The sequence below is a fragment of the Rhizobium brockwellii genome, assembly GCF_000769405.2.
In the GTDB taxonomy this organism is placed as follows: Bacteria; Pseudomonadota; Alphaproteobacteria; order Rhizobiales; family Rhizobiaceae; genus Rhizobium; species Rhizobium brockwellii.
In genome coordinates, this window is the sequence record NZ_CP053443.1 from 128854 (window position 1) to 150687 (window position 21834).

At 61.1% G+C, this 21834-nt stretch carries 18 protein-coding genes and 1 riboswitch; of the genes, 11 read left to right on the forward strand and 7 right to left on the reverse strand.

Annotation, left to right across the window (positions count from 1 at the left end; all coding sequences use genetic code 11):
- Nucleotides 1–95: 95 nt before the first annotated feature.
- A complete protein-coding gene (locus RLCC275e_RS32175) occupies nucleotides 96–923 on the reverse strand; it encodes a transporter substrate-binding domain-containing protein (RefSeq protein ID WP_033184332.1) in 828 nt (275 codons plus the stop codon).
- A gap of 226 nt (nucleotides 924–1149) precedes the next feature.
- On the opposite strand from RLCC275e_RS32175, the gene hutC reads away from it, so the two are divergent.
- The 4 genes from hutC (at nucleotide 1150) to RLCC275e_RS32195 (ending at nucleotide 4931) form a co-directional block, all read left to right on the forward strand.
- Nucleotides 1150–1857, forward strand: a complete 708-nt coding sequence (gene hutC, locus RLCC275e_RS32180) for a histidine utilization transcriptional repressor HutC (protein ID WP_033184181.1) — start codon at nucleotides 1150–1152, stop codon at nucleotides 1855–1857.
- Nucleotides 1858–1887: 30 nt separating this feature from the next.
- Nucleotides 1888–2820 carry a LysR family transcriptional regulator gene (locus RLCC275e_RS32185; RefSeq protein ID WP_033184180.1) on the forward strand — a complete coding sequence of 311 codons (933 nt, stop codon included), beginning with the start codon at nucleotides 1888–1890 and terminating at the stop codon, nucleotides 2818–2820.
- A 219-nt stretch (nucleotides 2821–3039) separates the two neighbouring features.
- Nucleotides 3040–4395, forward strand: coding sequence for an LLM class flavin-dependent oxidoreductase (locus RLCC275e_RS32190; protein WP_033184179.1), 1356 nt, complete (start codon nucleotides 3040–3042; stop codon nucleotides 4393–4395).
- Entirely contained in the window at nucleotides 4392–4931 is a 540-nt protein-coding gene (locus RLCC275e_RS32195; RefSeq protein ID WP_033184178.1) for a flavin reductase family protein, read from the forward strand. The genes RLCC275e_RS32190 and RLCC275e_RS32195 overlap by 4 nt, the downstream gene beginning before the upstream one ends.
- Here the strand turns inward: RLCC275e_RS32195 and RLCC275e_RS32200 are convergent.
- Nucleotides 4908–6071, reverse strand: coding sequence for an aminotransferase (locus RLCC275e_RS32200; RefSeq protein ID WP_130671235.1), 1164 nt, complete (start codon nucleotides 6069–6071; stop codon nucleotides 4908–4910). The genes RLCC275e_RS32195 and RLCC275e_RS32200 overlap by 24 nt on opposite strands.
- Nucleotides 6072–6167: 96 nt before the next feature.
- On the opposite strand from RLCC275e_RS32200, the gene speB reads away from it, so the two are divergent.
- Nucleotides 6168–7223: an agmatinase gene (gene speB / locus RLCC275e_RS32205; RefSeq protein WP_033184177.1), complete on the forward strand. Its 1056-nt coding sequence runs from the start codon at nucleotides 6168–6170 to the stop codon at nucleotides 7221–7223.
- Nucleotides 7224–7414: 191 nt separating this feature from the next.
- On the opposite strand, the gene RLCC275e_RS32210 is transcribed toward speB, so the two are convergent.
- Together RLCC275e_RS32210 and RLCC275e_RS32215 are read right to left on the reverse strand one after the other, a co-directional pair.
- Nucleotides 7415–7999 carry a cysteine hydrolase family protein gene (locus RLCC275e_RS32210; protein WP_033184331.1) on the reverse strand — a complete coding sequence of 195 codons (585 nt, stop codon included), beginning with the start codon at nucleotides 7997–7999 and terminating at the stop codon, nucleotides 7415–7417.
- An 80-nt stretch (nucleotides 8000–8079) separates the two neighbouring features.
- Nucleotides 8080–10473, reverse strand: a complete 2394-nt coding sequence (locus RLCC275e_RS32215; RefSeq protein ID WP_033184176.1) for a putative bifunctional diguanylate cyclase/phosphodiesterase — start codon at nucleotides 10471–10473, stop codon at nucleotides 8080–8082.
- Between the two features lie 105 nt (nucleotides 10474–10578).
- On the opposite strand from RLCC275e_RS32215, the gene RLCC275e_RS32220 reads away from it, so the two are divergent.
- Nucleotides 10579–11385, forward strand: a complete 807-nt coding sequence (locus RLCC275e_RS32220) for an ABC transporter substrate-binding protein (protein WP_033184175.1) — start codon at nucleotides 10579–10581, stop codon at nucleotides 11383–11385.
- A gap of 76 nt (nucleotides 11386–11461) precedes the next feature.
- On the opposite strand, the gene fdhA is transcribed toward RLCC275e_RS32220, so the two are convergent.
- Together fdhA and RLCC275e_RS32230 are read right to left on the reverse strand one after the other, a co-directional pair.
- The gene (fdhA, locus tag RLCC275e_RS32225; RefSeq protein WP_033184174.1) at nucleotides 11462–12652 is read right to left on the reverse strand and encodes a formaldehyde dehydrogenase, glutathione-independent; all 1191 of its coding nucleotides are present in this window, start codon (nucleotides 12650–12652) and stop codon (nucleotides 11462–11464) included.
- A 221-nt stretch (nucleotides 12653–12873) separates the two neighbouring features.
- A riboswitch (cobalamin riboswitch) is annotated at nucleotides 12874–13072 on the reverse strand.
- Between the two features lie 162 nt (nucleotides 13073–13234).
- Nucleotides 13235–14140 carry a DMT family transporter gene (locus RLCC275e_RS32230; RefSeq protein ID WP_033184172.1) on the reverse strand — a complete coding sequence of 302 codons (906 nt, stop codon included), beginning with the start codon at nucleotides 14138–14140 and terminating at the stop codon, nucleotides 13235–13237.
- A 111-nt stretch (nucleotides 14141–14251) separates the two neighbouring features.
- Here RLCC275e_RS32230 and RLCC275e_RS32235 point away from each other — a divergent pair, with 111 nt between their 5' ends.
- Nucleotides 14252–15127, forward strand: coding sequence for a LysR substrate-binding domain-containing protein (locus RLCC275e_RS32235; RefSeq protein ID WP_033184171.1), 876 nt, complete (start codon nucleotides 14252–14254; stop codon nucleotides 15125–15127).
- Here RLCC275e_RS32235 and RLCC275e_RS32240 read toward each other — a convergent pair.
- Nucleotides 15102–16160, reverse strand: coding sequence for a GlxA family transcriptional regulator (locus RLCC275e_RS32240; protein WP_082229864.1), 1059 nt, complete (start codon nucleotides 16158–16160; stop codon nucleotides 15102–15104). The genes RLCC275e_RS32235 and RLCC275e_RS32240 overlap by 26 nt on opposite strands.
- Nucleotides 16161–16200: 40 nt before the next feature.
- On the opposite strand from RLCC275e_RS32240, the gene bcoG reads away from it, so the two are divergent.
- From bcoG to RLCC275e_RS32260, 4 genes are read left to right on the forward strand one after another with little or no spacing between them, the layout of a single operon-like run.
- A complete protein-coding gene (bcoG, locus tag RLCC275e_RS32245) occupies nucleotides 16201–17103 on the forward strand; it encodes a 3-dehydrocarnitine:acetyl-CoA trimethylamine transferase BcoG (protein WP_033184169.1) in 903 nt (300 codons plus the stop codon).
- 7 nt (nucleotides 17104–17110) lie between these two features.
- Nucleotides 17111–18601, forward strand: coding sequence for a carnitine 3-dehydrogenase (locus RLCC275e_RS32250; protein ID WP_033184168.1), 1491 nt, complete (start codon nucleotides 17111–17113; stop codon nucleotides 18599–18601).
- Between the two features lie 10 nt (nucleotides 18602–18611).
- On the forward strand, nucleotides 18612–19772 hold the full coding sequence (locus tag RLCC275e_RS32255) for an acyl-CoA dehydrogenase family protein (RefSeq protein ID WP_033184167.1): 1161 nt from the start codon (nucleotides 18612–18614) through the stop codon (nucleotides 19770–19772).
- Between the two features lie 4 nt (nucleotides 19773–19776).
- Nucleotides 19777–21831, forward strand: a complete 2055-nt coding sequence (locus tag RLCC275e_RS32260) for an acetate--CoA ligase family protein (RefSeq protein ID WP_033184166.1) — start codon at nucleotides 19777–19779, stop codon at nucleotides 21829–21831.
- Nucleotides 21832–21834: the final 3 nt, after the last annotated feature.

Sequence of the window (21834 nt, forward strand, 5' to 3'; positions counted from 1 at the left end):
CGATGTTTGCCTGGGCGCTGCGGCCGTGAACTCTGATCCCACGGCAGATTGCGCCCCGACCACTGGCGGGGCGCGTTCGTTTCACCGGCGGCTAATCAGAATGCCGGGTCCTTGACAGCATCAGGCGTATCGAAAGATGCACCAAACCACTTCTTCTGCAGCTCTGCCATACGCCCGTCTGCCTTGATCTTGAGCATCGCGGCATCGATCGCATCCATCAGGGGTGCATGGTCGGCATCCTTGAGGCCGATGAAGCCGAAATAGGACTTCTTGCCGAATGGCGGCAGAACGACTTCGAACGTACCCTTTCGCTGGCTGGCGACGAAGGCGATATTCGGCAGCGAATTGGCAACGCCGGCAATGCGGCCGGCGGCGAGATCGGCGTAGGATTCGGTAAAGGCTGGATATTCGCGCACGTCGACCTTGGTCGGCAGCGTGGCGGAGAATTCCTTCAACTGGTCGAGCTGCGCAGTTGCCTTGCCGACGCCGATCGTCTTGCCGGCAATATCTTCCGGCTTGCTGATCGTCGTGTCGCCAGCCTTCTTCAGAATGGCAATCGTCGCTTCGGCGATCGGCGGCGTGAAGCGATAGCGCTCCATGCGCTTCTTGGTGATCGTTGCAGGTCCTGCGACGACATCGAACTTGCCGGCCTCGAGCGCGGGGAAGACGCCGTCCCAGGGAAGCGCCACCCACTCGATCTTGACGCCGAGTTCCTTGCCGATCTCGGCAAAGAGGTCGACGTTCAAGCCGGTATGTTCACCAGCATCGATATAGTCGAACGGTGCGAAAGCCGTTTCGGTGCCAACCTTGAGGGTGCCGGCTGCTTTGACGGCGGCCAGCGTGTCGGCTGCATGGGCGGAAACGGCTGCTCCGAGCAGGAACGCAGCGCCGACCAGACCCTTCAGCAGTGAATTTGCCTTCATGATCATCTCTCCAGTTTTATTCCCCCGGCGGAGGAGTTTTGGTTCCCGACTTCGATTTCCTCTGCGCGGATTTCTACGCTCCGCTTTTGACTATACAAATAGATATAGGCGGGCCTAGAGTGTCAATGTAAAAGACGAGGAACGCAAAATTTGTGCCGGATGGCGTCGATCTCGCCGGCATAACCGTTCCGGATCTATGGTCGCTGACGCCGGATGAGGTGCGGGCTTGGTGTCGATTTATCAACGTATTTTCACCGATGTCGAGGCGAAGATCATCAGCGGCGATTGGCGGCCCGGTGACCGTATTCCCGTCGAACACGAACTCGCAGCGGAATATCGGTGCTCGCGGATGACCGTCAGCAAGGCGCTGTCGGCGCTCGCCGAGCGCGGCATGATCGTCAGACGGCGCAAGACAGGTTCGTTTGTCGCATCGCCCCAGATCGACCGCACGGTGATGGATATCCAGGATATCAGCACCGAAGCGGAACTGGCCGGGCACGAACACCGCTTCGAAATCCTCGCCCGCAAGATCGAGCGCCTTGGAGAGGCGGAGGCGCAGCAGCTGTCGGAACCTGCCGATGCGGAAATCCTCAGGCTTCAATGCCTGCATATCGTCGATGGCAGACCGAATGCCATCGAGCGGCGGATCATCATGCTCGATGCTGTCCCACGGGCGAGAGAGGAGAGCTTTGCTTCAATTCCGCCCGGCAAATGGCTGCTTGACGAGGTTCCCTGGTCCAAGGCGAAACATGTCATTCGCGCCGTCTCGGCCGACACCACGACGGCGCGGATCCTGCAGACGGAACGCGGCGAGGCCTGCCTTAGCCTCATCCGCCAGACCTGGCAGAACGGCCGCACCGTGACCTATGTCGAGTTTACCCATCCAGGCGACCGGTTCCAGTTTGCGGGGACGTTTCATCCGGCAGCAAATTGAGTTCGACGCAAATCACGAGAGGTTCTGCAAGTGACCGATGAGCGCCTCAAGGCGATCCCGCTGAAAAGTTTGCAAGCCTTCGAGGCGGTGGGGCGCTGCGGCGGCGTGACGGCCGCGGCACTGGAGCTAAGGGTTTCTCCGGGGGCCATCAGCCAGCAGATTCGCAAGATCGAAAGCTTTCTTGGAATTTCGCTTCTGGAGCGTAGCGGGCGAACCGTCGAGCTGACCGCCTGGGGCCGGCTCTACCATCAGGAGATATCGAAGGGGTTCGAGCAATTTGCGCTCGCCCAGCAACTGTTGGAAAAGGCGCGCAACGAGACGGCACTGGTCCTCAGTGCGCTTTCCTCCGTCGTCAACAAATGGATCGGCAGGCGCATCTTCGACTGGCAGGCGCTTCATCCCGAAGTTCCAGTGAGGATTATCGGACGCGACAAGGAGCCCCGGATCGGCTTCGACGATGTCGATTTCCGCGTCAGTTACGGGTCGGACGTGCTGCAGCACGAACATTATACCGAACTGTTCCGCGATTGGGTGGTGCCTGCCTGCTCGCCTGCGCTGATGCAGGATCGCGCGCATGCGGCTCGCGATCTCTTCGACCAGCCTCTCCTTCATGTCGAGTGGGAACGGCACTTCACGCCCTACCCCAGCTGGGCGGAGTTTGCCGCCAAGGCCGGGGTCTCCTTCGATGCGTCGACGCCCGGCCTTTCCTTCACCCTATCGAGCAGTGCGATTGACGCAGCTGTCAACAAGCGCGGCATCGTTCTCGCGCAGATGTCGATGATATCAGATGAGCTTGCGGCGCAAACGCTCGTCATTCCCGTCGACCTGCGCATTGCACTGCGTGAAAGCTATTTTCTCGCCTGGGACCGTGCGGCCTTGCAGAAGCCCCACGGGCGCGAATTCCGCGATTGGCTCATTACCATTTCCCGTCAGCAGGCTTCGGCATCGGCTCCTGCTGCATAATTTCTCAAATCGGAATCGATTTGAGAAATTATGCATCGATCCAAAAATGTTACAGCGTCCTTTGCGCGTCAGAAAAGACGCGCGGCGCTGTAAGTCAACACTTTAGAAAAACTAAAACGGAACTCAGCTACGCGATATTGATGAAAATTTGCGCCTGGCGATAATTTGCGCAGTCGCCCTCCACCGTTGGCGGCGTGACCGACATAGCAGGAGAGCTCGATGGCGCGAACCGACAAGATGAAACTCGGGACTTTCGTCTATACGTTTGGCTTTCATCCCGCCTCCTGGCTGCATCCGGCAAGCGACGTCAACGGCGCCAACGACTTCGCTCATCTGCTCGATGTCGCCAAACGATCCGAGGCGGCCAAATTCGATTTCATGTTCATGGCGGATTCTCCTGCCGCTGCCGTCGGCGATCCGAAAGCGCTTGCCCGCATTCCGACCAAGATGAATCGTTTCGAACCGCTGTCGCTGCTTTCGGCTCTGGCGGTCACCACCAATGATCTCGGTCTCGTGGCGACGGTATCGACGAGTTATTACGAGCCATACAATGTCGCGCGCCTGTTCGCCTCGATCGACCATCTGAGCAAGGGTCGCGTCTGCTGGAACGTCGTCACCTCCGATCACGACGAAACCGGCTACAACTTCAATCGCGAGGGGCTCGACCCGCATGCGCTGCGTTACGAACGTGGCAACGAATTCGTCGATGTCGTGTTCGGGCTCTGGGACAGCTTCGAGGACGGTGCGCTGCTTCTCGACCGCGAAAACGGCATCTACTACGACAAGGACAAACACCACACGCTCAATCACAAAGGCAAACACTTCCAGGTTCGCGGGCCGCTCAACATTGCGCGAACGCCCCAGGGCCGCCCTGTCATCGCCCAGGCGGGCGGTTCGGAGCCCGGAATGGACATGGCGGCACGCACGGCGGAGATCGTCTTCAGCCTCGCATCGAATATCGACCGCAACCGGGCCTTCTATGAAAACGTCAAGCGCCGGATGCCGGCCCTTGGGCGCGATCCGGACGACCTGAAAATCATGCCGGGCATCGTGATCAACGTCGGTGAAACCGAAGCCGAGGCAAAGGCGAAGGTGGATTATCTGATCGACAAGATGCATCCGGATGTCGGTCGGCTGATGCTCTCTGAATTCCTCGAGGCGGACTTGCGCGACGTCGCTCTCGACAAGCCTTTCCCCATGGATCGGCTGCCGGCGGCGCCAAAGGGATCACGCGCCCTGTTCGACGAGCTGGTCGATTTCGTCAGAAGCGGCCGCACCGTCGGCGAACTCATGCGGCACTACGCCGAGAAGCATACCGGAAATGGCATGACGGGCACGCCGGCCCAGATTGCCGACTTCATGGAGGAATGGTTCGAAACGCGAGCCGCCGACGGCTTCATCCTGATGTTCCCGACCTTGCCGTCCAGTCTCGACGACTTCGTGCGGCTTGTCCTGCCGGAGCTTCGCCGCCGCGGCCTGTTCCGTGAGGAATACGAGGGCAAGACCCTGCGCGAAAACCTCGGTCTTTCGATGCCTGTCAATCGCTTTGCCAAAACGCAAGAGCCGGCGCGATGAGTGTCGAGGCTTTGATCAGCGAAGCGGACTTCAAGCTTTCGATGCGGCATCTGGCGGGTGCGGTCAGCGTGATCACGGTCGGCGACGGGCAACACCGCACCGGCTTCACGGCAACGTCGGTCTCCTCGCTTTCGGCGGAGTTGCCTTCCGTCATCGTCAGTGTCAACCGAGGGTCTTCCTCATGGCCGGTGCTGCAGCGGTACGGCTGCTTCTGTGTCAACGTGCTCGCTGCCGACCAGCAGCAGGTGGCGCAATCCTTTGCCGGTCTTGATGGACGAAAGGGCGCCGAACGCTACAGCGGTGCGGGGTGGTATCGCCTCAAGACCGGCGCGGCGGTCCTTGAAAACGCCCTGACGGTCCTGGACTGCAAGCTCGAAACCGCATTCCACTACAATTCCCATGCCGTTTTGGTCGGACATGTCTGCGCAATGGAAATCCGGCAGGGTATAGGGCCGCTGCTTTACTGGCGCGGCGGCTTTCATAAACTTCCGACGGAGGTTGATCAAAACGGTCTAACGAAGGCGCTCGGACAATAGCCCAATCGAGGCGACATCCGCATTGGCAAAGGCAAGTCTGAGGTAACGCTCCTGGTTCTCGCCGAAATAAGCGCCGGGTAGACAAACGATGCCGGAGTCCTTGGCGAGTTTTTCGGCAACCTCGGAAGACGATTTATCGGCGTGGGGATGGCGGACAAAGGCGAAATAGGCGCCGATCGCTCCAATCTCCCAATTCGGCAGCCCGGAAAAGACCAACCTCAAAGCGTCCGCCCGGCGGGCAATCTCCAGCCGATTGCCGGCCCGCCAATCGGCGAGCGCCGGGATCGCCGATGCAACGGCGACCTGCGCCGAACGCGGCGCGCAGATCTGCATATTGTCCATCACCTTGGCGATCTCGGCGATGAGTTTGGGACCTGCCGTGATTGCACCCAGCCTATGACCGGGAATGCAGAAGGATTTCGAAAAGCTGTAGAGAAGAATGAGCGTGTCCTCCCAACCCGGCTCGGAGAGGAGTGAGTGCGGCCGTCCGTCATCCTCGCCGAGGAAATCGCGATAGGTTTCATCGAGGATCAGCCAGGCGCCATATTTCCGGCAGAGAACGAAAAGCTCGTGAAGCAGGCTTGGTGGGTACACGGCTCCTGTGGGATTGTTGGGTGTCACGACGGCAAGCATCTTCGCGCCGGACGCAAGTGCTGCCTCGGCCGAACGCGGATCGGGAAGAAAGCCGCCGGCGGGGTCGCAATCGACCAATCGCCGCCCGATCCCAAGCATCGATAGCGTCGTGTCGTAGTTGAAATAGAAGGGATTGGTCAGCGCTACCGTATCGCCCGCGCCCGCAAGCGCGATCGCCGTACACATGAACGCCTGATTGCAGCCGGCGGTAATGTGGATATTGCCGGCGGAAAGGTCGGCGCCGTAAAGCTCCGCAAGATGAGCCGCGTAGGCCTTGCGCAACAGAGGTTCGCCTTCGATCGGCCCGTAGCCCGTCATCGCCTGTTGTCCGGCCGCCTCGGCAAGAAGCCGAAGCATCTCCGGATGCGCGGGATAACCAGGCACGGCTTGCGACAAATCGATGAGCGGCCCTTTTTCCCCCTTGTATTCGCGGCTCCAGGCGACGACGGAAGGAATGGGCGGGGCAGAGAGGCGGGCAACGAGGGAATTGGGTTTTGCAGCGATCATATCGATTTCTCTTTGATACCGATTGCTACAACGATACCAATTGTTTTCTCAACCTCTTTGTCTGACGAGACGGACCTGAAGCGGAGACGCATGCATATGGTGTGGGATAAAACGCGGCTCGAACAACTGCGCGCAGAATTTGCAGACGCCAATGGCGGCGAGATATTCGACGAGAAGTTTCGCAAAGTAGCGGAGAAGATCATCTCCAAGAGCGGCACGAGACTGGCGCCATACGCCGGAGTGCCGACCTTCCTCAGCGCACCCTACATGCAGGTCGCGGCCGATGATCCGGATTTCGGCAATCTCCAGGTTGCGATTACCGGAATCCCCATGGATCTTGGCGTCACCAATCGCCCAGGCTCGCGTTTCGGACCGAGGGCACTTCGCGCCATTGAAAGGATCGGCCCGTACAATCACGTTCTCGCCACGGCGCCGGTCTTCGATCTTCGGGTCGCCGATATCGGCGACATATCGTTCCAAAGCCGTTACCGGCTGGAACTCAGCCATGACGACATCGAAAAGCGCATCGGCCAGATCGTCGATGCCGGCGTTGCCCCGCTTTCCGTCGGAGGCGATCATTCCATCAGCCACCCGATTTTGAAGGCCATCGGTCGGCAGCAACCGGTCGGCCTCATTCATATCGATGCTCATTGCGATACAAGCGGCGCTTTCGATCAGACGAAGTTTCATCACGGTGGGCCGTTCCGCAATGCGGTGCTCGACGGCGTGCTCGATCCGACACGGACGATCCAGATTGGCATCCGTGGTTCGGCAGAATATTTGTGGGAATTCTCCTATGCCTCCGGGATGACCGTGATCCACGCAGAGGACATCAGCGGAATGGGGATTCCTGCCGTCATTGCCAAGGCAAAATCCATCGTCGGCGACGGCCCGACCTATCTTTCCTTCGACGTCGACAGCCTCGATCCGAGCTTTGCGCCGGGTACAGGCACGCCCGAGGTCGGTGGATTGACAACGCGTGAAGTCCTTGAACTGATACGCGGGCTGAAAGGGATAAACCTAGTGGGTGGTGACGTCGTCGAAGTTGCCCCGCAATATGACGCAACGACCAACACGGCGCACGCCGCAGCACAAGTGCTCTTTGAGGTCCTGAGCCTCATGGTGTTTAGCCCATCGATCGGCAGGCGCTAAGGCCGACCTCTCGGTTATCTGTGGCAATTGGCCGGACGGGCCAAGACCATGTCATTCGTACCCTAGCAATGATGGGAGCATGGATTATCGCTCCTATGGTCGTCGCCACCGACGCCTCCCATCATGCTGCCACTGTCGGTGGAGGCGATGAGCAGTATTGCGGCGAAGCCTTCATCGTCACGCCAAGCGTTCTAGTCAACGCACCTGAAAAACTCTTCGGTGTCCATGAGTTCGAGCTGCACGGAAAACCGATCGTGCAGAAGTTCCAATGACGCGTCATGCGTATCGTCGGCGCCGCTGCAGACGGCGTCATTCAGCACGATGACCCGATAGCCGAGATCGATTGCGCCGAGCGTCGTGGCAAGCACGCAGACATCCGTTTCACCGCCCGTTATCACAAGCGTATCGACCCGCTCCGACTGAAGGGTCGGATGAAGGCAGCCGTCAATCCAAGGCGAATAAGTGCGTTTGTCGAAGTGCCTTGCCGGCGGAACCAGTGATGCCAGCGATGGGGCGAGATCGATGAAGCCGCGGGGAAGATGTTCGCCCGTCATCATCCACCATTTCCGGTAATAATCCCGCCATTTCCCCGGCATGTCATCTGCACGCTCGGGCGGCAGAAAGCGGGTAAAGATCGTTCGCGACGGGTGCCGCCCGGCCAGCTCTGCGATCTGGGGAGAGATCCGTGCCATCCAGGGAACGTGCCACGGCGTGTCTTCGGCAAACATCCGCTGCATGTCGACGCAAAGGTGCCGCCACTCCCCGACCTCGCCCATCACATCCTCCATTCGGTCTTCGCGCGTCAACCGCGACGCGGGGCGAAAGTTCCCCTAACCTTCGGAAGATCCGACGCCGCTCACGCGACGGCGCCTCGGGCGGTCGTCAGTAACCCAGTGGCGCTCTCAGCTTTCCCGAAACTGTCAAGGTCGCCAAGAGGAACCGGTTTGGAGAAGAAGTACCCTTGGAGGTCGGTGCAGCCGAGGGCGGCCAGAAAGTCGCGTTGATATTCCGTTTCGACCCCTTCGGCCGTCGTCGAGATACCGAGGTTGCGGCTGAGCGCGACGATGGCGCCGATGATTGCCGCCCCGTTGGCTTTCGTGCCGAGCTGCGAGACGAAGGATCGATCGATCTTGATGCGGTCGATATCGAAGCGCAGCAGATGGCTGAGGCATGAAAAGCCCGTTCCGAAATCATCCAGCGAAACCTGAACACCCCGGCTGCGCAGCGACTTCAGCACCGTATAGACGTCCGAGTTGTCCTCGATGAGCGAGGATTCTGTGAGTTCGAGCTCGAGCCGGGAGGGCTTCAGGCCGCTCTCCTCAAGCACGGCGAAGACTTCCTCGGCAAAATTTGGTCTTCTCAACTGGGCAGGAGACACGTTGACCGCAACGAATGTCTCCTCCGGCCATTTGCAGGCAGCTCTGCAGGCTTCGCGCAAGACCCAGAAACCGAGCGCGTCGATGAGGCCGCCCTCCTCGGCGACGGGGATGAAGCTGGCGGGCGTCAGTAGACCGCGCTGACTGTGACGCCAACGCACCAGAGCCTCCGCGCCCGACGCCGCGTATCCGGCCTCAGGGCGATGGACCGTTTGGTAATAGACCTCGAGCGACCCGAAATCCGGCCTGTTTACAATCGGATCGGAGTGTGGACCATCAGCGGATGAGGCCATGCCTTTGGCCAGAACTTCCCGCAATTCGTTCTTGAGAATGTCGCGCGCATTCCGGCCGCCGTCCATGGACGGTGAATAGAGACGCCACTGGCCTCTGCCCCCCATCTTTGCCTGGTAAAGCGCGACGTCGGCGTAGCGCATGATGTCATCGGCATTCCGCCCCGCATCCGGCACGACGGTCACGCCGATCGAGCCGCCGACGCGCGCGACCGCCTCGCCGCTCAAGAGCGGGAAGGGTTTGCCGAGTTCGGCAACGATCGCTTCGCATATTGCCGGCAAAACGTGGTCATGGTCTTTGATGTCCCGGAGAAGCAGGGCAAATTCATCGCCTCCGAGTCGGGCAAGCGTATCGCCCGGACGAAGCAGGGAGCGGATCCGCTCCGCAGCCATCCTGATGAGTTCATCGCCGGCGGCATGACCGAACGTGTCGTTCACCGCTTTGAAGCGATCGAGGTCGAGAAGTGCGACCGCCGAGCGCTCGGTCGAGTTCTGCGTCTCGGCCAGGCACTCGTCGAACCTCATGGCGAACAAAGCGCGGTTGGGAAGGTCGGTCAGTACGTCATGCAAGGCAAGCTGCCTTGCATGCAGCTCGCTTTTCTTCAACTCGCCGAGACTGCTTCGCAGGCGCACCAGCAAGACCGAGAACAGGATCGCGATCACCAAGGCGGCAATCGAAAGCGCCGGCATCAATCGGCCGATCACCCTCGAGCCCGGAAGATCGGGCCGCCATACGATGAAGCCGATCGGTTCGCCGTTCGCCGTGGCGTCAATCTGGAACGCAACTTCGTTTTCGTCGGCATCGGCCGTTCGCGCGAAGCGTGCGCCGTTGAGACCCTGTTGCCGGCTCAATTCGTCCAGCGCCGCACCATCGATAAACCGCACGACGATCAGGAATTGCCGCATCGTCTGCCGTTGCCCCTCATCGGGTTCGTTGATGGCGACGACGCCGACGATCGTCGGCCGACCTTCCAGCCGCATCAGATTGGCGAGCGCAGTGTTGAAGCGTCCTGGGCTCGCAAGGCGGCTTTCCATTGAGGACGGCGTTCGTTCGTTGGAAACCGTGCCTTGTCTCACCCCAAGGCGGGCATCCTGAAGCAGAGGCAGAAAGAGAGGCCTCATCCAACGGTAACGCTTTTCCGTTTGGGCGTCCGCCAGCATCAGCAGTTGCGCCTTCTCGTCGACGACAAAAGCCTGATCGTAGCCGAAGGCGGACATTGTGGTCTGGCTGATCGCACTCCCGGCCGCCGCCGTCAGAACCGCATCGAGGCTGGAGGAACCTCCGCTTGACCGGGCCGCCGGATAAACACGCGTGAGATAGCCGTTGCCGAACTGGCCGATAACATGCGCGACTTGATCGACCTGCTCCAGCAGGCGGGCATTCACAAGCTGGCGCTGTCGATCGAGGGCGGCAGCATCGCTTTCGGTTCCTGCCCAGAGCGCCGAGAGTACGACAAGCCCGATCGCTCCAAGCCCGCTGACAGCAATCAGAAACAGAATTCTTCCCGAAGCAATCCAGGATTGCTGAAACGTATTGGAGCTGGAAGGAAGAACGATCTGCAAGCCTAGACCCCTGAACACCACGACACGGGCGCATTCGTCGACGCTAACAAAGAAGCGTTCACGTAGAATTAAAAGCTCCGGCCCACTATGGTGCGAGATCGACTATGCCCCAAGGAGCTCCCGACGATGTTGCGCATATCCATTCAGACTATACTGCGCGGAGCGCTGATGGCGGGCGGGATCGGCGTCTTTTTGGCGGCGGCCGCGCCGCTCGAGGTGGCTGCGCAGGATCGCATGCCGATGAGAATTGCCGTCGAAGGTGCATTTCCGCCCTTCAACTATCTCGATGCAAACAACAAGCTTCAGGGCTTTGATATCGATATTGCCAATGCGCTGTGCGAGGTCGGCAAGTTCGAATGCCAATTCATCATCGAGAAGTGGGACGACATCATCCCCGATCTCGTTGCCGACAAATACGACGCGATTATCTCATCCATGTCGATGAGCCTTGAGCGGCGTCAAAAGGTTGCCTTCACTGGAAAATACTACAACAGCCCGTCGGTGTTCATCGCCCGGAAGGACTCGTCGATCAGCGATGTCAGCCCCGCCGCCCTCAGCGACAAAATTCTTGGGGTGACGTCGTCGACCGCGCAGGAATCCTATGCCAACCATCTTTATCCGGAAATGAAAAAGACGGTGTTTCGGTCATCGCCGGAATTGTACAAGGGTCTGGCGGATGGGAGCGTAGACATTATCCTCGAGGATAAACTGGCCATCTACGATTGGATTGCCAACACCAAGGCGGGAAGCTGCTGTGAGTTCAAGGGGCCGGATCTGGTCGACGTCACCTATTTTGGCGAAGGCGCCGGTATAGCGCTGCGCCTGGATGACAAGGAGCGTCTGACGCGCTTGAACGAAGCTTTGAAGAGCATCCAGGCGGACGGGACCTACGACATGATCAACGCAAAATATTTCCCGTTCAGCATCCAGTAGTTCGCCGGCCAATTTTGGAGAAATGTGGAATGGCCGGGTTTTCGCCCGGCCATTCCTATGTCTGCAGTCATAAGCGCTATGCGGCTTTCGCCACCTCGCCATGCGGATCGAGGACATATTTCGTCGCCGCTCCCTGGTCGAAGCTCTCATATCCATTGGCGGCATCGTCGAGCGGGATGACCTTGGCGTTGACGATATCGGCAATTGGCAGCCGGTCGTGGAGGATCGCCTGCATGAGTTGACGATTGTATTTGATCACCGGAGTCTGGCCGGTGTGGAAGGACTGCGCCTTGGCCCATCCGAGGCCGAAGCGGAGCGAGAGATTGCCGTGTTTGGCGGCATTGTCGACGGCGCCCGGATCCTCGGTGACGTAGAGGCCGGGAATACCGATCGAACCGGCGGCACGGGTAATCTCCATCATCTGATTGAGCACGATCGCCGGCTGTTCCCCGCCCGAGTGGCCGCGGGCCTCGAAGCCGACCGCATCGATGGCGCTGTCCACTTCGTTGGTGCCGACGACCTGCGCGATCATGTCGCCAAGACGGTCACTCTTCGACAAGTCGATCGGTTCGAAACCGACCTTTGCCGCATGCGCCAGACGGTCCTGATTGAAATCGCCGATCATCACGACTGCAGCGCCAAGAATGCGAGCCGAAGCCGCAGCCGCAAGGCCGACCGGGCCGGCGCCTGCGACGTAGACGGTCGAGCCGACGCCAACGCCCGCACGTACTGCACCATGGAAGCCGGTGGGCAGAATGTCGGAGAGCATGGTGAGATCCCGGATCTTTGCCATTGCCTTGTCCCGATCAGGGATTTTCAGCAGGTTGAAATCTGCGTAGGGAATGGTGACGTAGCGCGCCTGTCCGCCGATCCAGCCGCCCATGTCGACATAACCGTAGGCGCCACCGGCGCGGGCCGGATTTACCGTCAGGCAGACACCGGTATCCTGAGACTTGCAGCAGCGGCAGCGGCCGCAGGCGACATTGAAAGGCACTGAGACGATATCGCCGATTTCGAGCATCTCGACATCGATGCCTTTCTCGATGATCTCGCCGGTGATTTCATGACCAAGGACCAGGCCCGGCATCGCCGTCGTGCGGCCGCGGACCATGTGCTGATCGGAGCCGCAGATATTGGTAGAAATCACTTTCAGAATGACGCCGTGTTCGATCCGGCGGCCGTCGGGCGCTTCCAGCTTCGGGTCGTCGATGTCGCGAACTTCAACCTTGCCCGGCCGGAGATAGACGACGCCTCTATTTTTGCTCATGAATTCCTCCCACTTGTTTGAATGCCTCGATCTGCAACCGATGCAGCCGATGGCAACCTTCCCTCCGGCCTGCCTCCTCTGCAGCCCGGTGTCCACAACACGAGGATACCGCCGCATCGGGCGATATTCGGATTTTGCAAAAGGGACAGATTGAATGGAGAAGAGGAGTAAACGCCATGGCTTTCGGTCGTTCCGCTCGTGCTCGTCTGCCTGCAATCCGTCGATTTGCTCTGCCAAGAGCTGGTTTCCAGCTCCAGAATCTCCTTTCGATCCATCTCGATATCTTTCCGGATGTCCATCCGGCGATTTCCTTGAGGATTTCAGTTCTTCTACCGCTGCGGGGCAGCGCCGGCGTCGACCGGCTTGCCGATGGTCCATTTCGCCGGTTTGCGAGATAGCGCCTTGAACACCACAAGCAAACCATGCCTGACGGAAAACAGCGATCAAGAAAACGACATGGGTGCAACTCAAAGACGACAGTCGGCAAAGTCGCCATGGCTCGCTGCGCAGGGGAAATAATTGATCCCGCGAATACGGCGGTTTTCCGGATCGTCCCGGAAGATTGATCGCCGCCTAAAGGCTTTAGGCGCGATGCGGTCGCCGGCTGCGGCTGACGTCGATGGCTGTGTGCCAGATCACCGCGCCGAGGATGATCGCGCCGCCGAAAAAAGTGGCGACGGGCGGCTCTTCGGAAAACAACAGCCAGACCCAGAAGGGCGTGAGCACGATTTCCATCGTGCCGATCAGCGCCGCCTCGGTCGGCGGCATCCGCTTCGCCCCGGCAAGGAAGAGCACCAGCGCCAGGGAGAAATTGGTCGCGCCGAAGGCAGCGAGAACGACCCAGTTGTGCAGGTCGAGCGAGCCGACCGAACCGAACGGCGCGAAGAGTGCAAGCGTCAGGAAAGCGCTGACCACGGTCGGCGGCAGGCTCGGCACGTCGGGACTGATGCGCGGAATGATGATGACGAGCGCGAAGGACGCCGTCATGCCGAGTGCCAGCAGGTCGCCCCATCCGGTGCCGCCGCCGATCGACGAGGCGACGATAACCGCGACGCCGAGGAGCGAGATGCCGCCGGCAATCAGCGTCCGCCTGGCAACCCTCTCCCTGAGGATGAGCCAGCCGAACAACGCTGCGATAAAGGGCGCGGTCGCATAGATCATCGTCACGTTGGCGACGGTGGTCATGTAAAGCGCCCCGATGAAGCAGCCCTGACTGAAGGTCTGGCAGGCGATCATCGCAAGGCTGGACGGATGGAAGATGGAACGCCATTGCTGCCGTGAAATACCCCCTTCGAGGAAAAGGCAGGGGATCAGCAGGAACAGGCCACCGAACAACGATCGCCAGGCGATCGCCGTCCATACGTCGGTCGTCAGGAGACGCGAATAGACGCCGCTCGCGCTCCAGGCAAGTGTCGCGGCAACGATGAGAAGCACACCCTTCTCATGCTCGCTGCCTGCGAGGCGTCTGGCCGGATTTTCAATTGTCACGCAGATATTCTCAAAGAAGGAAGTCGAACGCGGGCCATTTGTGCGCCCAGAATTGACATCAGACAAACGAATAGTAGAGATAGCTATCATCGATTTTTTCTATGGCTGGACATGCACGAGCCGATTGAGAGCGACCTGCTGAGAACCTTTCTTGTCGTCGCCGAGACGTCGAACTTCTCCGCGGCCGCTCAGCGCATCGGGCGGACGCAGTCGGCCGTCAGCAGCCAGATCAAGAGGCTGGAGCAGACGATCGGGGAAACGCTGTTCGAGCGCGGCGCCCGCGGCGTGCTGCTCACACGCCAAGGCATACAGCTGGTGCCCTACGCCCGCAGGATCATCGACCTTTTGAACGAGGCCGCCGCGACGATCCGCAGCAAACCGCTGGATGGACCGGTGCGTATCGGAATTCCCGAGGAATACAGCCAGACGGTACTGCCGGCGGCGCTCGCGGCTTTCGCCGTACGCCACCCGGCCGTCGAGGTGACCGTGTCCTGCGATTATACCGTCCGCAACCTGGCCGCCCTCGAGCGGGGCGAACTCGATCTGGCCGTCGTTTTCGATTGGAGCGATGAGACGAAAGGCGAGGTCATCTGCATTGATCCCACAGTCTGGGTGACGTCGATGGTCCACCGGCTGCACGACATCAATCCCCTGCCGATTGCGACCTATCGCAACTCCACCTGGTCGCGCGATTTTGCGCTCCGGTCGCTGGAGCAGATCGGCCGCAATTACAGGATCGCCTTCATCGCCGATACCGGCTCGGGGCTGAAGAATGCCGTGATTGCCGGCCTTGCCGTGACTACGCTTTCCCGCAGCAATATACCGCCCGGCTGCCGGGAGCTGACCGCCGAAGACGGTTTCCCGCCGGTCGATTCCTCCAAGGTCGTGCTCCGCCGAAGCACCTACCGTTCCAGCGAGGCCGTTCGGGAACTTGCTGAGATGATACGGGACGCGTTCCAGCCTATACCAGCATCTCCGATGACGTGATGCGGCGGCGCAAGCGGCGCCGGGTGTCCGACGGGCTCTCGGAAAAACTCGCCCGGTAGCTTCTCGCAAAGGCCGACGCCGAGTTGAAGCCGGTCGCGGCGGCGATGTCGGCGAAAGATGCTGTCGTCTCGATCACCTTGCGGCGCGCCGCATTCAGGCGCAGCGCCAGATAGTGCACATGCGGCGGCGCGCCGATGCTCTGCTGGAAGAGATCCTGCAGATGCCGGGCGCTGATTCCCACCCGGCGGGCGAGCCGTGCCAGGACCAGAGGCTGCTCGATATGCTCCTCCATCAGCCGTACTGCCTGCGTCACGCGGGGATCGTGCATGCGCAACCCGGCTGAGGCTGCGGAAAGCGGCTCATCGGCATGAAAGGAAGGCTGCTCGTAACGGAACAGCCGGCTGACCTCCAGCGCCAGGGAATAACCCTGCCTTCGTCGGATCACCTCCAGCATCAGGTCGACGGTCGGAAGCGAACCCGAGGTCGTCAGCCGTTTGCCGTCGATGACGAAACGATCCTTGACGGCTCGCACCTCAGGATAAGCCAGCGCAAAATCCTCGTAGTCCTCCCAGTGGACAGTCGCCGGCAGTCCGTCGAGCAGGCTGGCTTCGGCCAGCAGCCAGGTGCCGGACTCGATGCCGGCAATCACCGTGCGATAGCGGGCGGCCTGGGAGAGCTGCATCTTTAGCGCCGGCGTAGCACTTCGGCGCCAGTTGTAGCTGGCCAGCACGAACAGCGGCGCATCCTCGGTCGTCGCCATGAAAGTGCCTTGCGCGGGCACGGCAATATTGCTGGTGGTCAGAACCGGCGCTCCGTCCGGCGTCAGCAGCCGCCAGCGATAGAGTTCGCTGCCGGAAATGCGATTGGCGCCACGCAGCGGCTCGATGACCGAGGCGATCAGGATCAGGTTCGCGTCCGGCAGGACGAGAAGGTCGATATCGAGCCGTTCCGTCGATCGCTGCAGCAAGATCCCCTCCTGTGAGCTCCGATAATGTATCGATTGCTTCCGAAATTGCAACGCATCGCCATCCATCCTGTCGCGTAATGCGGATAAGACGAGGGAGAACAAAAACATGCCTCTTGCGATGAACCGCGATGTCTTCATCACCTGCGCCGTCACCGGCGCCGGCGACACGGTTTCCAGATCCAGCCACGTGCCGATCACTCCCAAGCAGATCGCCGATTCCGCCATCGACGCGGCAAAGGCCGGTGCTGCGGTCGTTCACTGCCATGTCCGCGATCCGGAAACGGGTGCCGCCAGCCGCCGTAACGATCTCTACAGGGAAGTCACCGACCGCATCCGCTCGGCGGATGTCGACGTCGTCCTCAATCTCACCGCCGGCATGGGCGGGGATCTGATCTTCGGGGATGTCGAGAGTCCCCTTCCCCTCAATCCGAAGGGAACGGACATGGCGGGCGCCACCGAGCGCGTCAGTCATGTCGCCGAATGCCTGCCCGAGATCTGCACGCTCGACTGCGGCACGATGAACTTCAACCTCGGCGACTATGTCATGACCAACACGCCGGCCATGCTGCGGGCGATGGCGAAGAAGATGACCGATCTCGGCGTCCGCCCCGAGATCGAGGCCTTCGACACCGGCCATCTCTGGTTTGCCAAGCAGCTTGCCGAGGAAGGTCTGATCGAAGACCCGGTGCTGATCCAGCTCTGCATGGGCATTCCGTGGGGCGCGCCCGACGATCTCAACACCTTCATGGCGATGGTCAACAACGTGCCTGAGAGCTGGACCTTCTCAGCCTTTTCGATCGGCCGCAACGCCATGGCCTATCCGGCGGCAGCCGTTCTCGCCGGCGGCAACGTGCGCGTCGGCCTGGAGGACAACCTCTTTGTCGGCAAGGGCCAGCTCGCCACCAATGCTGAGCTCGTCGAAAAGGCCGTGCAAGTGGTCGAAGGCATGGGCGCCCGGATCATCGGTCCGGAAGACGTCCGCAAGAAACTCAAACTGACGAAGCGCTGAGGACGGCATGACAGGGATCAACAAGGCAGCATGCATCGGCGGCGGCGTCATCGGCGGCGGATGGATCGCGCGTTTTCTGCTGGCCGGCATCGACGTGAACGTGTTCGATCCGCATCCGGAAGCAAGCCGCATCGTCGGCGAAGTCATCGCCAACGCCGAAAAAGCCTATGCCATGCTGACCGGCGCACCGCTGCCGCCGCGCGGCAGGCTGACCTTCTGCGACACGCTGGAGAAAGCTGTCACCGGCGCCGACTGGATTCAGGAGAGCGTGCCGGAAAGGCTCGATCTCAAGCGTGGCGTGCTGACGCAAATCGATGCCGTGGCACGGCCGGACGCGCTGATCGGCTCTTCCACGTCAGGCCTGCTACCGACCGATCTGCAGCGCGACATGAAGCATCCCGAGCGCCTCTTCGTCGCCCATCCCTATAATCCCGTCTATCTGCTGCCGCTCGTCGAAATCGTCGGCGGCGAGAAGACTTCGGCTGCGACCATCAAGGCAGCGATGGAACGCTTGCCGCCGATCGGCATGAAGGGCGTCCACATCGCCAAGGAAATCGAGGCCTTCGTCGGCGACCGGTTGCTCGAAGCTCTGTGGCGCGAGGCCCTGTGGCTGATCCACGACGATATCTGCACCGTCGAGACGCTTGATGACGTCATCCGCTACTCTTTCGGCCTGCGCTGGGCGCAGATGGGCCTGTTCCAGACCTACCGCATTGCCGGCGGCGAGGCCGGGATGCGCCACTTCCTCGCCCAGTTCGGCCCCTGCCTTGCCTGGCCCTGGACCAAGCTCACCGATGTCGTCGATCTCGACGATGCGCTGATCGAAAAGATCGGCCGGCAATCCGACGAACAGGCGGCCGGCCTGTCGATCCGCGAGCTCGAACGCATCCGCGACGAAAATCTCGTCGGCATCCTGCAGGCTCTCAAGGGCGGCCACGACGGCAAGGGCTGGGGCGCCGGCAAGCTGCTGAAGGACTTCGAGCAATCGCTCTGGGCGCAAGGCGGCAGGGCGACCACGTCTTTCGACCCGTCGAAGCCGCTGCGGCTCGTCGAGACGAAGGTCGGCCCCGCCTGGGTCGACTATAACGGCCATATGACCGAACACCGCTACCTGCAGGTTTTCGGCGATACCTCAGATGCGCTGCTACGCCTCATCGGCGTGGATCTCGCCTATGTCGAGGCGGGTCACAGCTACTACACGGTGGAAACCCACATCCGCCATCTCGGCGAGGCGAAGCTCGGGCAGGCGATCCATTCGACCTGCCGGATCCTTGATGTCGACGACAAGCGGCTGCACGTCTTCCACACGCTCTATGACACGGTGACGGGCGAGGCTCTGGCAACCGCGGAGCACATGTTGCTGCATGTCGACAGCAAGGCCGGCAAGGCCACGCCGGCGCCGGCCGTCATTCTCGACAAGGTCAAGGCGATCGCCGAAGTGCATGCGAGTTTGGCTGCGCCTGAAGGTGTCGGCCGTCACGTCGGCCAGAAGCGCTAGGAGGATCGGCATGGATTTCGGACTGAGCGAAGAACAGGAAATGATCGTCGAGACGGTCCGCGCCTTCGTCGAGACCGAAATCTATCCGCATGAGAACGAGGTCGAGCGCAGCGGTATCGTCCCGCTGGGGCTCGGAGACGAGATCCGGCGCAAATGCATCGATCTCGGCTTCTACGCCTGCAATTTCCCGGAAGAAGTCGGCGGCGCCGGCCTCGACCATGTCACCTTCACTCTGGTCGAGCGGGAGCTCGGGCGCGGCTCCCTGGGGCTGACGGTTTTCTTCGGCCGGCCCTCCGGCATCCTGATGGCCTGCGAGGGCGAGCAGCGAGAGCGCTACCTCCTACCCGCGGTGCGCGGCGAGAAGATCGATGCGCTCGCGATCACCGAACCGGACGCCGGGTCTGACATGCGCGGCATGAAATGCGCCGCCCGCCGCGACGGCGGCGATTTCGTCCTCAACGGCACGAAACATTTCATCTCGCATGCCGATGTCGCCGATTTCGTCATCGTCTTTGCCGCGACGGGCGAGGAAGAAACGCCGAAAGGCATCAAGAAGAAGATCACAGCCTTCCTGGTGGATCGCGGCACGCCGGGCTTTGAAATCCTCAAGGGCTACGAATCCGTTTCGCATCGCGGCTACCACAACTCAACGCTCAGCTTCGACGATTGCCGGATTCCCGAAGCCCAAGTGCTGGGCGAGGTACATCGCGGCTTCGATATCGCCAATCAATGGCTCTACGGCACGCGGTTGACGGTAGCCGCCACCTGTGTCGGGCGGGCACGGCGCGTCTTCGACATGACGCTGCCCTATGCCGCCGAGCGCAAGCAGTTCGGCAAGCCGATCGGCGCCAATCAGGGCGTGTCGTTCAAGCTTGCCGACATGATCACCGAGATCGACGCGGCCGACTGGCTGACGCTCGCCGCCGCCTGGCGGCTCGATGCCGGGCTCTCGGCAGATCGACAGATCGCCTCGGCCAAGCTCTACTCCTCCGAAATGCTGGCCCGGGTCACCGACGAGGCGATCCAGATCTTCGGCGGCATGGGCCTGATGGACGACCTGCCGCTCGCCCGCTTCTGGCGCGACGCGCGCGTCGAGCGCATCTGGGACGGCACCTCTGAAATCCAGCGGCATATCATCAGCCGCGATCTGCTTCGACCTTTGGGAGCGTGAGCCGATGACGCCTCGCCTGCTCGACCGCCTGCTCAGACCGCAAACGATCGCCGTCTTCGGCGGCCGTGAGGCGCGCAGGGTGATCGAGCAGTGCGACCGCATGGGTTTTGTCGGCGAGATCTGGCCCGTCCATCCCAAACTCGACGAGGTGCTCGGGCGGTCCTGTTATCGCTCAGTATCCGACCTGCCTTCGGCGCCGGATGCCGCCTTCGTCGGCGTCAATAGGACGCTGACCGTCGAGATCGTCCGCAGCCTTTCTGAGGCCGGTGCCGGTGGGGCGGTCTGTTATGCATCGGGTTTCAGCGAGGCGACGGCGGAACTCGGGGACGGCGCCGAGCTGCAGCAGGCCCTGCTGGAGGCAGCCGGCGACATGCCGATCCTCGGGCCGAATTGCTATGGGCTGATCAACGGTCTCGACGGTGCGCTGCTCTGGCCCGATCAGCACGGTATGCAGCGTATCGAAGGTGGCGTCGCGATCCTCACGCAGTCCTCCAATATCGCCATCAACCTGACCATGCAGACCCGCGGCTTGCCGATCGCCTATGTGGTCACGGCCGGCAACCAGGCACAGACATCGCTTGCCGATGTCGCCTGCGCACTGATCGACGACCCGCGTGTCACGGCAGTCGGCCTTCATGTCGAAGGTTTCGGCGATCTCGCTGCACTCGAACGCCTGGCCGCCCTTGCCCGGCAGTCGAGAAAGCCGGTCGTCGTGCTGAAGGTCGGCAGATCGGAGCAGGCACAACGCGCGGCGGTGTCGCATACCTCCTCGCTTGCCGGCAGCGATGCGGTCGCGGATGCCGTGCTCGCCCGCCTCGGTATTGGCCGTGTCCAGACCTTGCCGGCGCTCCTCGAAACCCTGAAGCTGTTGCATGTCGCCGGTCCGCTCGCAAGTCATTCGATCTCGTCGATGAGCTGTTCCGGTGGCGAGGCCTCGCTGATGGCGGATGCCGCCGTCGGTCGCAATGTGGAATTCCCGGCGCTGCAGCCGCAACAATTGCCACGGCTGCGGCAGGTCCTCGGCGAGATGGTGACTCTTTCCAATCCGCTCGATTACCACACCTTCGTGTGGGGTGATCTTGCACGCCAAACTGAAGCCTTCTGCGCCATGTTCGAAGGCGGCTATGCCCTCAATCTCGTCGTCCTCGACTTCCCCCGCGGTGACCGCTGCGATGCGTCCGAATGGGCGATGACCGCAGATGCGGTCATGACGGCCGCCGCCGCAACCGGTGCGCTGGCCGGCCTTCTGGCAACCCTTCCGGAAAACATGCCGGAGCCTATCGCCGATCGGCTGATGGCAAATGACATCATCGCCTTCTGCGGTATCGACGAGACCATCACGGCAGCGGAAGTTGCCGCCGGCATCGGCCAGGCGTGGGATCGCCCGCCTCCCCTGCCGCTGCTCGATGTGTCCTTTATGGATGGCGAGATCGAGACGTTGACGGAAGCCGATGCGAAGGCAGAGCTGGCCGCCTTCGGTCTTCCGGTTCCGCAAGGCCTGTTGGCCTCCTCTCCCGGTGAAGCGGCCGAGCAGGCTGAGCGGCTCGGCTTTCCCGTCGTGCTGAAAGCGCTCGGCATCGCACACAAGACCGAGGCCGGAGCCGTCGAACTCAACCTAAAGGATACTAAGGCGGTGTCGAATGCGGCGGCGGCAATGCCGCCGAATGCCGGTTATCTCGTCGAGAAAATGGTTGATCCGCCGGTTGCCGAGCTCATTGTCGGCGCCATCCGCGACCCTGTCTTCGGATTGTCGCTCACGCTTGGAGCAGGCGGAATCTTCGTTGAATTGCTTGAAGATTCCATCGTCCTGCCCCTTCCGGCGACGAAAACTGACATTCACGCAGCGATTTCGCGTCTCAAACTTGCAAAACTGATCTATGGCTATCGCGGGCGGCCAAAAGGCGACCTCGAGGCCGCTGTCGGCGCTATCTCAGCAGCGGCAGATTATGTCGTAAGGAACGCGGCATGTCTGGAGGAACTGGACATTAATCCGTTGATGGTTCTTCCCGAAGGGCTTGGCGTTGCCGCAGTCGATGCGCTTATCAGGCGAAGGAGGTAGCAT

What these genes read in the sequence shown, in the direction of transcription:
- RLCC275e_RS32175 (WP_033184332.1), bottom strand. Translation starts at nt 923, where the DNA reads ATGAAGGCAAATTCACTGCTGAAGGGTCTGGTCGGCGCTGCGTTCCTG.
- RLCC275e_RS32190 (WP_033184179.1), top strand. Translation starts at nt 3,040, where the DNA reads ATGGCGCGAACCGACAAGATGAAACTCGGGACTTTCGTCTATACGTTT.
- RLCC275e_RS32195 (WP_033184178.1), top strand. Translation starts at nt 4,392, where the DNA reads ATGAGTGTCGAGGCTTTGATCAGCGAAGCGGACTTCAAGCTTTCGATG.
- RLCC275e_RS32200 (WP_130671235.1), bottom strand. Translation starts at nt 6,071, where the DNA reads ATGATCGCTGCAAAACCCAATTCCCTCGTTGCCCGCCTCTCTGCCCCG.
- speB (WP_033184177.1), top strand. Translation starts at nt 6,168, where the DNA reads ATGGTGTGGGATAAAACGCGGCTCGAACAACTGCGCGCAGAATTTGCA.
- RLCC275e_RS32210 (WP_033184331.1), bottom strand. Translation starts at nt 7,999, where the DNA reads ATGGGCGAGGTCGGGGAGTGGCGGCACCTTTGCGTCGACATGCAGCGG.
- RLCC275e_RS32220 (WP_033184175.1), top strand. Translation starts at nt 10,579, where the DNA reads ATGTTGCGCATATCCATTCAGACTATACTGCGCGGAGCGCTGATGGCG.
- fdhA (WP_033184174.1), bottom strand. Translation starts at nt 12,652, where the DNA reads ATGAGCAAAAATAGAGGCGTCGTCTATCTCCGGCCGGGCAAGGTTGAA.
- RLCC275e_RS32235 (WP_033184171.1), top strand. Translation starts at nt 14,252, where the DNA reads ATGCACGAGCCGATTGAGAGCGACCTGCTGAGAACCTTTCTTGTCGTC.
- RLCC275e_RS32240 (WP_082229864.1), bottom strand. Translation starts at nt 16,160, where the DNA reads ATGGATGGCGATGCGTTGCAATTTCGGAAGCAATCGATACATTATCGG.
- bcoG (WP_033184169.1), top strand. Translation starts at nt 16,201, where the DNA reads ATGCCTCTTGCGATGAACCGCGATGTCTTCATCACCTGCGCCGTCACC.
- RLCC275e_RS32250 (WP_033184168.1), top strand. Translation starts at nt 17,111, where the DNA reads ATGACAGGGATCAACAAGGCAGCATGCATCGGCGGCGGCGTCATCGGC.
- RLCC275e_RS32255 (WP_033184167.1), top strand. Translation starts at nt 18,612, where the DNA reads ATGGATTTCGGACTGAGCGAAGAACAGGAAATGATCGTCGAGACGGTC.
- RLCC275e_RS32260 (WP_033184166.1), top strand. Translation starts at nt 19,777, where the DNA reads ATGACGCCTCGCCTGCTCGACCGCCTGCTCAGACCGCAAACGATCGCC.